Annotated in this window: 8 protein-coding genes; 6 read left to right on the top strand and 2 right to left on the bottom strand. The window is 36.6% G+C overall.

Annotated elements, in window-relative coordinates; all coding sequences use genetic code 11:
* The first annotated feature begins 16 nt into the window (after positions 1-16).
* From ACM5QX_RS08100 to ACM5QX_RS08080, 5 genes are all read left to right on the top strand, one after another.
* Positions 17-1,204: a glycosyltransferase family 4 protein gene (locus ACM5QX_RS08100; RefSeq protein ID WP_414752452.1), complete on the top strand. Its 1,188-nt coding sequence runs from the start codon at positions 17-19 to the stop codon at positions 1,202-1,204.
* A gap of 80 nt (positions 1,205-1,284) precedes the next feature.
* Positions 1,285-2,070: a WecB/TagA/CpsF family glycosyltransferase gene (locus ACM5QX_RS08095; RefSeq protein ID WP_414752453.1), complete on the top strand. Its 786-nt coding sequence runs from the start codon at positions 1,285-1,287 to the stop codon at positions 2,068-2,070.
* A 62-nt stretch (positions 2,071-2,132) separates the two neighbouring features.
* Complete coding sequence (locus tag ACM5QX_RS08090; RefSeq protein ID WP_414752454.1) at positions 2,133-3,503, top strand: choice-of-anchor Q domain-containing protein; 1,371 nt, start codon at positions 2,133-2,135, stop codon at positions 3,501-3,503.
* Positions 3,504-3,685: 182 nt separating this feature from the next.
* Positions 3,686-4,858, top strand: a complete 1,173-nt coding sequence (locus ACM5QX_RS08085; protein ID WP_414752455.1) for an acyltransferase family protein — start codon at positions 3,686-3,688, stop codon at positions 4,856-4,858.
* Between the two features lie 172 nt (positions 4,859-5,030).
* Positions 5,031-7,259: a GumC family protein gene (locus tag ACM5QX_RS08080; protein WP_414752456.1), complete on the top strand. Its 2,229-nt coding sequence runs from the start codon at positions 5,031-5,033 to the stop codon at positions 7,257-7,259.
* Positions 7,260-7,671: 412 nt separating this feature from the next.
* Here ACM5QX_RS08080 and nagZ read toward each other — a convergent pair whose 3' ends face one another.
* Positions 7,672-8,757: a beta-N-acetylhexosaminidase gene (gene nagZ / locus ACM5QX_RS08075; protein WP_414752457.1), complete on the bottom strand. Its 1,086-nt coding sequence runs from the start codon at positions 8,755-8,757 to the stop codon at positions 7,672-7,674.
* 504 nt (positions 8,758-9,261) lie between these two features.
* On the opposite strand from nagZ, the gene ACM5QX_RS08070 reads away from it, so the two are divergent.
* On the top strand, positions 9,262-9,453 hold the full coding sequence (locus tag ACM5QX_RS08070; RefSeq protein WP_414752458.1) for a hypothetical protein: 192 nt from the start codon (positions 9,262-9,264) through the stop codon (positions 9,451-9,453).
* A 259-nt stretch (positions 9,454-9,712) separates the two neighbouring features.
* Here the strand turns inward: ACM5QX_RS08070 and ACM5QX_RS08065 are convergent, their stop codons facing one another.
* On the bottom strand, positions 9,713-12,559 hold the full coding sequence (locus ACM5QX_RS08065) for an NACHT domain-containing protein (protein ID WP_414752459.1): 2,847 nt from the start codon (positions 12,557-12,559) through the stop codon (positions 9,713-9,715).
* Between the last annotated feature and the right edge of the window lie 66 nt (positions 12,560-12,625).

Raw genomic sequence — 12,625 nt, 5'->3', positions numbered from 1 at the left:
AAGATTTCAGAGGTTTATGAATAGAATCTATTATCAACAGTCTCCTCTAAAAGTTTTAATGCTCGGTGCTAGTTTAGATGTCCAAGGTGGGATTACGTCAGTTGAAAAACTGATTATCGAAAATGCGCTCCCAGAATTACAAATTACTCATGTTGCTACATTTGCACCTGGATCTGGACGGCATAATATTTTCGTATTTCTACGATCAATTAAAATACTGATACAAAACCTGATACAAAGAAAAACAGACTTAGTCCATATTCATTTCGCTGAGAGAGGCAGTACTTTCCGAAAACTAATTCTTGTCCTTATAATTCTTAGCTTTCGCCAGCCCTTTATTCTTCATGCTCATGGCGCAACATATCAAGAATTTTTTGCCGATCTTCCTAAGACATTGCAAAAAATTATATCTAATTTATTTAGGCGATGTAGTCAATTTATAGCTCTATCAGAAAGTTGGAAGTCTTATTATTTAGAAACATTTAATCTTGATAAAAATCAAATTTCCGTACTACATAATCCTGTAAAAATGCCAACTTTTATTCCTGTAAGACGACAAAAACAATCGGTAAGATTTGTCTTTCTTGGAAGAATTGGTAAACGTGGTGGTGCGCTAGACGTAGCAAAATCTGTTATGAAGTTCCCTCAGCAAGATAAAGGCGCATTTGATCTTATTAAAGCATTTGCAGCCCTACCCGAAGAAAATAAAAAATCTGCTGAATTGGTTCTAGCTGGTAATGGAGATTTAGATAAAGCTCAACAACTAATTCAAGAATTAGGTCTTGAAGCTCAAGTAAAAATTAGCGCCTGGCTCAATCCTGAACAAAGAGATGCTCTGATAGCATCAGCAGATGTTTTTGTTTTACCTTCATATAACGAAGGCTTGCCTATGTCAATGTTAGAAGCCATGTCATGCGGTTTACCTGTGATTGTGACACCTGTTGGTGGCATACCTGAAGTGATCAATCACAATCAAAACGGCATATTAGTGCAACCAGGAAATAAACAACAGTTAGTACAAGCCATGCAGCAACTTATTAATGACGAAGATATGAGGATTGCGTTAGGTAACGCTGCCCGCCATAGTGTTGAATATTTTGACGTTAAACACTACATAAATTCTTTATCAGAAACTTATTTCTCGGCAGTTAAATGTAGTAATTATTTAGTTAATTCAACAACAGAAATGGAATCAAAATATTAATTCTATTCAATAACTAAATCCATAAAATGCAGAGATTTTTGTTTACATTTAACCTTAACTAAGATAGGAGATTCATCAAAATGAAGTTAACTGTTAAAGAAACATTACCCTTAGAATATCGTTATATTTTGGGTATGCGTGTCGATGCTACCAGTTATGAAGATGCAACCCAAAGAATTTTAGCTTGGTCAGCTAACAAAGAAAGCAAGTCTGTTTTTGCTGCTAATGTTCACATGACAATGGAAACTCATGACAATTCCAAATTTGCAAGAGTAGTTAATAATACTGATTTAGTTACAGCTGACGGTATGCCTTTGGTATGGGCTTTAAAAGCTCTTGGCATCAAAAATGCCTCCAGGGTATACGGGCCAACTCTCACTTTACACGTGTGCAATGCGGCTGCAAATTTAGGTGTTCCTGTTGCTTTTTATGGTGGTACAACAGAAAGTCTGGCCGCATTCAGTAAATTTTTAAGAAATCAGTTCCCAGGCATTAAAATTGTTTCTCAAATTGCACCGCCTTTTCGTCCACTTACACCAGAAGAAGATGAAGCTTTCACCGATGAAATTATCGCATCAGGAGCGCAAATCTTATTTGTTGGTATTGGTTGTCCTCGGCAAGAGTTTTGGATTGCAGAACATAAGAATATTATTCCAGCAGTAATGCTTGGTGTCGGAGCAGCATTTGATTTTCATTCGGGTCGTGTTAAGCAAGCTCCAAGCTGGATGCAAAACATAGGTTTGGAGTGGTTTTTCCGGCTCATAATGGAACCAAAAAGGTTATGGAAGAGGTATTTTAAGCATAATCCTCGCTTTGTATTGTTCTTTATGATGCAATTAGCTTCTAGAAAATTAAAGTTCAAATAATTTTAGTTTTATTCTCAGAGAGGTGTTCAAAATATTGACAGCAATCAAGCAACATTTTTTTTATGATGAGGTACAAATCTTTAACATGGGGTGTTTTTACCATTCTGATTTTTGGCTTAACCACAATATATGTTAGCAAAATTGTCAATGCTAACAATGGAGATTCATTAAATCAGGAAGCAATTAAAAACAACTATCTATGGGCAGAGTTTGAAGCACAAGAATTTGGTCGAAACGGAGATGTCAGTCAAAGTTTAGGTACAACATACTACGTTGATCAAAGTCTTGGAAATGACAGCAATCCTGGTACTACAGAAAATCTAGCATTTAAGACAATACAGAAAGCTAATCAAATAATAAATGAGGGAGATATTATTTATGTGAAAAATGGTACTTATGACGAAAACATTACAGTAACTAAATCTGGAAATCCCAATAATTGGATTGTGTTCCAAGCTTTTCCTGGACACAAGCCATTTGTTAGAGGAACTCAAGACGGTACTTTTAGAGTTTCTGGTAATTACATCAAAATAATTGGGTTTAGAATTACTTCTACTCAACTCGGCTCTGGAATCCATGTTGGTAATGGTAACCACCATACGAAAATTATCAACAATGAAATTCATGACTCTGGGTGTGGAGGAATTTCTGGTCAAGAGACGGATTATCTTTACATTGAAGGTAATATTGTTTATAGAAACGCATTCAAAGCACCTTATCAATGTAGTGGCATCTCCATTTATCAAGCTAAAGCATTCGATAATAAACCTGGATTTCACAATATCATTAGAGGCAATATATCTTACTTTAATGAAAATAAATTACCGAGAGAAAATGGTAAAGTTACTGATGGTAACGGTATTATCATTGATGATTTTCGACATACTCAAGGTCAAGGGCAAACATCAAAATACACTGCTTGGACTTTGATAGAAAATAATATCGTTTTTGATAATGGTGGCAGAGGGATTCATGTTTTTCAAAGTGATAATGTTGTTGTCCGAAACAATACCACTTTTAAAAATCTGAAATCTGATAACTTGGAAGGCACTCTTAATGGAGAAATTAGTACATATTTTTCATCTAATGTGCATTTTTATAACAACATTGCCTACGCTGCAAATAAGTCTAAAAAAACTTTTGTAGATGATTATTCTCAAAATAACAAATGGGATTATAACTTGTCATACAATGGCTCTATTTTAATCAATGATGGTCATTCTGATGCTAGTTTGGGCAAAAATAATCTAGTTGACTTTAATCCTCTTTTTGTTAATCCATCTATTATTCATGGTGTTGCCAATTTTCGCTTGCAAGCCACAAGTCCTGTGATTGACGCAGGTACATCAATGAGTGCAGCTAGTAGTGATTTTAATGGTCAAAAAAGACCTATAGGTTCAGGATATGATATTGGAGCCTATGAGTTCAAATAGAAGTTAAAGATTAGAATATATTTCAATAATTCACTCTTTATGTTAAATGAAAATACTCAACAAATCACAGATTTCAGTCATAAATATAATTGTGATTTTGGCTCCATAAACGAAAATTATTTTTTTAGATTTAAGTCTGGATAAACTGTAATTTTTACTACTCATTTAAGATTAAATAAGTCATGAAAAATCAACGTGATACATTTATTGATGTTTTTAAAGGAATACTTATTTTATGGGTAATCAATATTCATACAATAGTTTGGTCTGGTGATTCCTATATTTCAGATAATATACAACAATTATTTCTCTTGATGGATGTTCCCGTATTCTTTTTCATATCTGGCTATTTGACTAAATCCTCTAATTTTCTTTCGTCCTTAAAAAAATCACTAAGACAATTTTTGAGTTTGTATTATCGATATGTTTTTATTAGTTTAGTACTTATTATCTTTATTTCATTGGGATATTTAATCCTCAAGTATTTAGAAATTACTTTATTTGAAATTATAAATATACCTGTAAAAAATATACTCTTTACTAAAAATCATTTTAACTTGAACGATGTATTTTCAGCTATTATTTCTATGTTGAAATTGCGTCCTAATAGTGAATTTTGGTTGTATACCACCTTAGGATGTTATGATTATAATCTTTGGTATTTACGTACATATTTATTAGTATTACCATTTTTAGGTATAGCACTTTATGTAATGAGGTCTTTTAAACGAAAATTTATTCTTATATTATCGCCATTATTGGTTTTTTATTTTCTATGGTATTTAGAAATAAACCAAATTGTTCATTTCAAAAAAACTATTTTTTTTGGTTTATTTTACCTGTTTATCTGTCTACTAGGTGCATTCTATAAACAACAGGAATTAAGAATTAATTTGCGATATTTAATATTTTCATTCTTGTTAAACATAATATTGATATATCCTGTTTTTTTAATAGATAATGGAAGAATTTTAATTCAAGCTCATAAATTTCCTCCATCCTTTCTATATCTGATTTATAGTCTTATACCAATTCATATATTTATTATTCTCAAACATATTTGGAAATATCCCCGGAAAAAACGTATTCGCAAAATCGTGCGTTGTTTTGAATGGTGCGGGCAAAATGTTTATCCTATCTATATTCTCCAATCGGTGGTTTGTTCACTCCCGATACGCTTGACTACTCATATTCATAATTATGTACCTAATTTTCTTCTATATTTTCTTGTTCTGACATTCAATCTATCTATTACGTTACTTGTGGTACAACAGTATTTAAGGTTTGAATCACTGTGTATGAATCTAAGCAACACAATAACATCAATAAAGTTTTACAATTACCTTAAAAAATAACCACCAAGCATCATGTAATGTAAAATTATGTAAAAATACTTAGAGGAGTGACTTCTACAAGAATAATCTACTAATTTTTCTTGTTGGTTGTGTTGTGAAACACTTAGATTTTTATATTTACTGTAGTTTTAAAACTAACATCGTTCATACAGAGTCTTCATAGAATAAAATTATGCAATCAAAAGAATCGATAGATTTAGATTTAAGCAGATATTTTGCTGGACTGAAGCGTCGTTGGTTAGTAGCTATTAATATCTTTACGGTAACAGTTGCTCTTAGTGCCTTATCTACCACCTTGCTGAAATCATCCTATGAAGCAGAAGGAAAACTTTTATTCAAAGTACCATCTTTTAAGATCATAGGTCAAAATTTATTAGCTAGTGGTTCAGAAGCTGAAGGGGATCTTAAATCACTAGTATCTAGCCAAAACCCTATTAATACTGAGATAGAGGTTCTCTCTTCTCCGATGATACTAGACAAGGTAATAGAAGAGCTAAATCTGAAAAACAAACAAGGTAAACCCTTAAATTCTAATACTCTCAAATCTGGACTAACTTTAAAAATTATTGGTGGTACAGATGTTTTAAGAGTGGCTTATAAAAGTCGTAATCCTGAAGAAGGAGCAGCGATTGTGAACAAGGTGATGGACTTATATTTAGAGAACAGTATTCTTACAAGTAGATCAGAAGCTGAAAAGACCAGAATGCTGATTGCTCAACAATTAAATCAACCCAAATTAAATTTACAAAGAGCAGAATTAGCCTTACGCAGTTTTAAAGAGCAAAATAAAATCGTCAATCTTGCAGAAGAATCTAAATTAGCAGTTTTACAAATTAACAATTTAGATACTCAGGTTGCTAATGTCAGTTCAGAATTAGAAAAAGTTACATCTAAAAATAATACACTCCGCAAGCAAATTTCTCTGGATGTAGAGCAAGCGATCGCTATAAATGATCTCTCTCAATCCCAGGCAATTCAATCTATTTTAACTCAAATTCAACAAGTAGAACAAAAACTCGCTTTAGAACGTAGTAGATTTCTGGATAACGATCCGAAAATAGTTGATTTGGAAACTAACAAAAAAAATCTGCAAGATTTATTACAAAAACAAACTAACCAAATTATTGGTAGTCAAGTAAAACTACCACAGACAAAGTTCCCACTTAGTGAACTTAAGCAAAGTATGATTAGAGAATTTTTGCAATCGGAGCAAGAACGATTGAGTTTAATTAAAAAATTAAATTCTTTGTCTAAGTCTCGTGCAGATTACGAACAACGCTTACGAATTATACCCCAATTAGAACAAAATTTAGGTGAATTAGAACAAAATCTTGAAAGTGCTCGCTCGACTTATCAGACTCTATTAACTAAAGTTCAAGAATTAAGACTAGCAGAAAGTAAAAATACTGCAAGTGCGAGGATTATTGCTAATGCTTTGGTTCCTGATAAACCAGATTCCAGAAATAAAATAATTGTTATATTGCTAGGTATTTTATTTGGGATATTTTTGTCAATTACTACAGTTTTATTTTTAGAAATAAGAGATAGATCCCTAAAAACAATTCAAGAAATTAGAGAAATATTTGAATATACTTTACTAGGAATTATTCCTTCAGCAACTACGAAGAAAATAACATCTTCCCATCGGGATGTAGAGTTAACTAATCTGGAAGTAGCTGTCAGAGATACGCCTGATTCATTGACTAGCGAAATGTATCGCATGATTCAAGCTAATTTAAGATTTCTGAGTTCTGATCAAGTTCTCAAAAACTTAGTAATAACAAGTGCTTTACCTAGAGAAGGTAAATCTACTGTTTCAGCTAATTTAGCTGCTGCGATCGCTCAATTAGGACGTAGAGTTTTATTAATCGATGGAGATATGCGTTCTCCATCTCAACATCAATTCTGGCAATTGAATAATTTAGTAGGTTTAAGTGAAGTACTTGTTGGACAAGTAGAATTTATTACTGCTATATCTAAGGTAATGGATAATTTGGATGTTTTGACAGCAGGTGTCAGACCTCCCAATCCGTTGGCTTTGCTAGATTCAAAGCGAATGGCTGCATTAATCGCTGATTTTTCATCACAGTATGATTTTGTGATTATTGACGCTCCTCCTCTGCTTGTTGCGGCTGATTCCCTAACTTTAAGCCACATGACGGATGGAATTTTATTAGTATCTAGACCTAATGTAATTGATTCGGGTAGTGCCTGGGCTGCTAAAGATACATTAGAGCGTTCTGGACAAAAGGTTTTAGGTTTATTGATTAATGGTGTAACCGAGAAAAATGAATTTAGCAGTGATTTTTATGTTGCTAAAAAACATGAGTTCGACGAAACTAAAAAATGGCAAGAGGTAGTGCCTGTGGGGCAAACACATCCAAATATTAAAGATCAATAATCAAGGTGGAATTGCCAAAAATAACCATTTTTGGGCAAGTTGTTGATATGAAATAACCTATAAAGCTTATTCTACGGTTCATAACTTTACGAACGCCAACTATCATTTATGGGCAAGTTCGTCTTGAAGCCGATTTTGAGCCATTAGCTGAAAAATTCCCTCAAGTATTTGCTAGAAGCAAAGCACAGTAGGCGTTTAGCAGTCTGAGCATTTCCTTAGCGTACAATTTCCCGTTTTGGCTCGATGACCCCTAAATGGAGTTAAAAAACCTCAAAGCTTAATTACAGAAAGCCGCCGCTTTGTGTTGGTAATTGGTAATAGGTAACTGCCGCTATTACTGATTACCAAATCCCCACTCACAAGAGTAAGAGTATTGTATTTTTACTTTATTAATAAACTCTCAGGCACAATCTTAAAAACAACAAGCGATCGCTAATTCGGCATGACGTACTAAAGTATCTTTATCTAACATCTGTACAGAATATTCTGGAGTTACCGTCAATAGTCTTTCGATTCTCTCCTTGGCGGAATCTACTACTGACTCAGCCAAGCTACCATTAGCTACAGAATCAGCAAAATCTTCCGCAATTTTATATGTACGCTCGATAGAAGACGCATGGATATTGCGAGAAACAATAAATAAATCACAGCCAGCATTAAAAGCCCGTGCAACTGTACCACGTTCCATAAACATATCGGAAACTGCTTTCATGTCTAAGTCATCAGATACAACCACACCCTGAAAACCAAGTTCTTCCCGCAGTATAGTTTTGAGGATGGGGCGGGATAGGGTAGCTGGTAAATCTGGGTCGATTTTGGGAAATAAAATATGGGCAGTCATAATTAGAGGAATCCCTTCCTCAATCAAAGCTTTGAAGGGTATAAGTTCTCGATTTTGTAATTCCTCTGGAGTCAGGTTGAGGATTGGTAATTCCACATGGGAGTCTTTGCTAGTATCACCATGTCCAGGGAAATGTTTGGCGCATCCCACAATTCCGGTTTCTGTCAGTCCCAAATAATATTCCCGCGCACCAGTAGCCGCAGTTTCAGGAGTATTACCAAAGGCGCGAGAACCGATAATCGGATTTTGCGGATGGGAATAAATATCAGCTACAGGTGACCAAGATAAGTTGATGCCTAAAGATTTTAATTCAATTGCCGTGGCTTTTGCTACTTCGCGGGCGTGCGATCGCAACAACAACGCCTGAGGAAATCGCGTAATCGGTAAAGGTGTCCTGACAACGCGTCCTCCCTCATGGTCTAAGGAAAAAAACATCGAATCGCGTTCTGTATATTCTTGTATCTGGCTATGTAACTCCTGAAAAGTCTCCAGCCAAACCTCGTAAGGTACACCATCTACAAAGTTTTTAGCAAAAAATATTACCCCTATTGGTTTCAATTCACCCAGAGCGCGTTTATCTTCATCACTCAAACTAGTACCAGAAATACCCAGAATTAAGTGATTTCCAAAGCGTTCTAGTCTCTGCAATGCTGGCATAATGCTTAACCTATAGTTGTGTAGCTAAAGACTGGATTAACAGCATAAATAATCTCAGCCCTTATCCTACACCCTCGACAGAGGTAATTAATACCAATTCAAAACTCAAAATTAGGAAAGCCAAACAGAATATGGGTTTGGATATAGCGTTTGCCAATCTGCTGAGAAACTGAGTAAACCACTAATAAAATTTGGCAATCTCCCTTCGGGTGACGCTCTCTACGAGACGCTAAAAGCGAACGCAAACTCGCTACCGCTACGCTAACACCAGTCGTCTACGAAGAGAGACCCTCCTACAACGCTGGTTCACCGCGCCCCTCTGCGTTTTCCTCCGCGCCCCTCCGCGTTTAAAAAGAATAAAATCTGTACCTCACTTGCTTAGGAATTGCTATATATCTGTTTTATTAATCATGAAAACTTGTGAACGAGTATCAAAACCTCACCCATGAGTCTTTTATTCTCGTGCGCGAGTATTAAAACCTCGCCCATGAGTCTTTTATTCTCGTGAACGAGTATCAGAATCTCGCCCATGAGTCTTTTATTCTCGCAGGCGAGTATCAAAATCTCGTGAATGAGTCTTTTATTCTCGTGCGCGAGTATCAAAATCTCGCCTACGAGTCTTTTATTCTCGTGCGCGAGTATCAGAATCTCGTGAACGAGTCTTTTATTCTCGCAGACAAATCAAAACTTTGTTGAGATGCGCTATCACCCCACCCAACCTACCATAACGTTTTTGCCAACCACGAATTACTAACCACCAAAGAAACACGATTTTAAGCCTCTCCCCGCGTCGGGGAGAGGTTTGGAGAGGGGTTCTTCCAAATACATTCTCCTCTACCCAAAGTCAAAGCAGAGCGTTATTCTCCCACATAAATCAAAATCTCATCGTGTGAAGCAACAGCGCAACTCAACCTTATATATTGAGAGCAAGCTGCACAGGGAGTTAATCACAAATCTAACTCAGTCCTAACTGTTGCTTTAACGCTTCTGGCATATTAATCGCTGTATCTAGTCCTCGTACATTCTCCCAGTTTGTCTTTTCATCCCATTTGACATCTCCCAAAAATTCATCACTGAGGTTTGCACCATTGAGGTGTGCGCCATTGAGGTATGCGCCACTGAGGTTTGCGCCATTGAGGGATGCGCCATTGAGGGATGCGCCACTGAGGGATGCGCCATTGAGGGATGCGCCATTGAGGTGTGCGCCACTGAGGTCTGCGCCTCTGAGGTATGCGAAAATGAGGGATGCGCCACCGAGGTGTGCGCCACTGAGGTCTGCGCCTCTGAGGTTTGCGAGACTGAGGTCTGCGCCTCTGAGGGATACGCCACTGAGGTTTGCGCCTCTGAGGAATTTGCCAACTATCTTAATAAAGTTCCTTAAACCCAAGCCATCACTATAATTAATGATGCAAAGTAATTGAGTTGTCCAATTATCTTCCTGCGGTTTCCCAGATGGATAAAAGACAATTTCTGCTTTCAGCTCATCTCGCCCTTGAGCATAGCGGTGTAACTCCAACAGCAGAATCATCACATTCAACCCAGCGTAAACATCCACCTGACGCTGACCTAACCCTTGAATTCCATACCTTTGCAACTGTCGCAACTTCTTCTGGGGTAAAGTCTCTTCAGCCGTGTCAATAAATTTCCCTTGACACCATTTACCGTAAAACTTGTCTAACCGCTTAAATAATTCCACCCACGGGAAATCTTGACTCTCAGTTAACAACCCCATCAAGTAGTCTACAATTTCCTGTGTTAACCCACCGTAACCGAGTAAATCATAGATTTCCCAATTCATCACAGCTTCAGAAATAATTGGCTGTCTCCCCTCATCTGCATCATAATCTTGCGTCCAAGCCTTAAGCCGTGCTTTCAGGCGTTCAGCAAAGAGAAACTCACCGAAACTTTTATGGAAGAACTCAACCCCGCCTTCTTGTTTTTCCGCCGGACGAATGTAAAATGCAGCCAAAGCCGTTTTCAGTGCTTCATTCCCCAGTTTCTCTTTCGCTTTTTCAATTAAAGCCTTCGCTGCTTCATCTTCTTGTAAACGTGCTTCTAACATCGACATAGAAGCAAATTCACCACCAGACTGCACAACACAAACCGCAGCTTCCATGAGAATGCGTTTTAAATCCTCCGGCTTTTGTTTAGTGAACTCAATATTTAAATCAGTCCCATCTGCTTCAGAACGCTGTTTAGTCAGTACCCAATTTACAGCTTCTTGGTAAATGATAATTTTAGCGGTGCGATTATCACTTGCTTGCTCTAACTTATGAATATCTAACTTCCCATCTCGATACATTGCCGCTAATAAGTAGAGCAGTAAAGGTTCCTGAGCTAATTTCTTAACTTCATCGGGGCATTTATCACTTTGTAAAAACTGCTCAAATGCGATGGTTTTACCTTTATTTATTTGTAAGGCTTCCCATTTATTTAACCATTGCTGTTGGAGTTGTCCATCCATTTCGACAATCTCCACCCGTTCTAAATTGCGGGGTAAATCAGCAATACCTTGTAAAGCCATCGACCTACCAGTAATAATAACTCGATGCCCCATTTCACTGTAATCTTTGCATTCCTTCTGAAATCCAGCTACTTGTTTAATAAAGTCGCCCAAGTTGAGGTTATTTCTCGTTTCAATGTGCAGTTCATCAAAACCATCAAGAATAAATAAAAATCGAGTATTAGCATTAGTCAACCAGTTAGCATCACCTTGAATAAAACCCAGTTTTAATTCGGCTTTAATAGTATTTTCTAACCGTGTTTCAAAAGTATCGATATCTCTCAAGCGAATTAAAATTGGTGTCCAAATTGGATGTAATTGTCGCCACACTGTATAAGCAAACATCCGGCAGAAAACGCTTTTACCTCTACCTGGGCCTCCTTGGATAAACATGACCTGTTCCAAGTTATCGGGATTCAACAGAATCGTTTTCGCCCAAATTTCTAAATTGAATGAATCTTTTTTTTCATCTATCTTGCCATTTGCATCTACAGGCTTGGCTTTGATAGGTACATAAATATCTTTAAAGGCAAATTTTTCATCAAAAACTAATTCAAAAGGTTTCTGCTCAATATGAGTTTTTAGATAACTATCAATACTCTGAAATCTCTCCTGTTCTCTCTGCCAATCACCCAAGGAAGGCTGAATTAAAGTTTTTATCACCTCACCCGCTTCTATCCAAGCTTTAATAATATAGCGGTGAGTGTTCCGCGCCACACGTTGGGTTAAAATTTCCGCTAGTCCTGGGGAAATATTTGCTGCTGCTAATCTAGCTAATAAGACCCGGTTGAAAGCTTCAGCTAAAGGTGATTCATGGAAACATCTGATTGCTTTATTCGCACCATCAGAATTAAATTCAACATCATTGAGCTTTTCTATTTGCTGACTGATGGCTTTAATATCTAACTTGGCATCCCAATTAAAATTTTGATATATATTTAAACTTAAAATTTCTTTGGTGCTTTCCAAATAAGCCGCTTGACTAACTATAAAAAAGCAGTCTTCTAAAGATGGGTCTTTTTGATTTATGTCACGGGCAAACTTTAACAAAGCAATGCCAATTGGCACAAATGGCAACCCTGCACCTATCACCTGCGCCATTGGCGAACACAACACATCTAATAAAGAAGATGAGTTTTGCAGGACTGATTGCAAGATTTCTATACTATCACCCTCTTCTTTGAGAGTATTGGCAGCTTCCAACACTGCCTTACCTGTCTCGACACTTGTACTTAGGCTTTCTGATACTGAAAATGACTGCCTAAATTCTTGCCAAGTTTGCCAGAAGCGCTTGCCCATCCACTCACACCCGTGTAACTACCGTTAATTCGAGCTTAGTGTAGCATTTTGAGGAGCGCCGAGTAG

This window comes from Anabaena sp. CCY 9910 (assembly GCF_963920875.1).
GTDB classification, from domain to species: domain Bacteria; phylum Cyanobacteriota; class Cyanobacteriia; order Cyanobacteriales; family Nostocaceae; genus Trichormus; species Trichormus variabilis.
Note: the sequence above shows the minus strand (reverse complement) of the source record. Positions and strands in the feature narration are given on the sequence as shown.

Bases quoted from the DNA above. Each gene is read 5' to 3' on its own strand.
- ACM5QX_RS08100 (WP_414752452.1), top strand. From the start codon at position 17: ATGAATAGAATCTATTATCAACAGTCTCCTCTAAAAGTTTTAATGCTC.
- ACM5QX_RS08095 (WP_414752453.1), top strand. From the start codon at position 1,285: ATGAAGTTAACTGTTAAAGAAACATTACCCTTAGAATATCGTTATATT.
- ACM5QX_RS08090 (WP_414752454.1), top strand. From the start codon at position 2,133: ATGATGAGGTACAAATCTTTAACATGGGGTGTTTTTACCATTCTGATT.
- ACM5QX_RS08085 (WP_414752455.1), top strand. From the start codon at position 3,686: ATGAAAAATCAACGTGATACATTTATTGATGTTTTTAAAGGAATACTT.
- ACM5QX_RS08080 (WP_414752456.1), top strand. From the start codon at position 5,031: ATGCAATCAAAAGAATCGATAGATTTAGATTTAAGCAGATATTTTGCT.
- nagZ (WP_414752457.1), bottom strand. From the start codon at position 8,757: ATGCCAGCATTGCAGAGACTAGAACGCTTTGGAAATCACTTAATTCTG.
- ACM5QX_RS08065 (WP_414752459.1), bottom strand. From the start codon at position 12,559: ATGGGCAAGCGCTTCTGGCAAACTTGGCAAGAATTTAGGCAGTCATTT.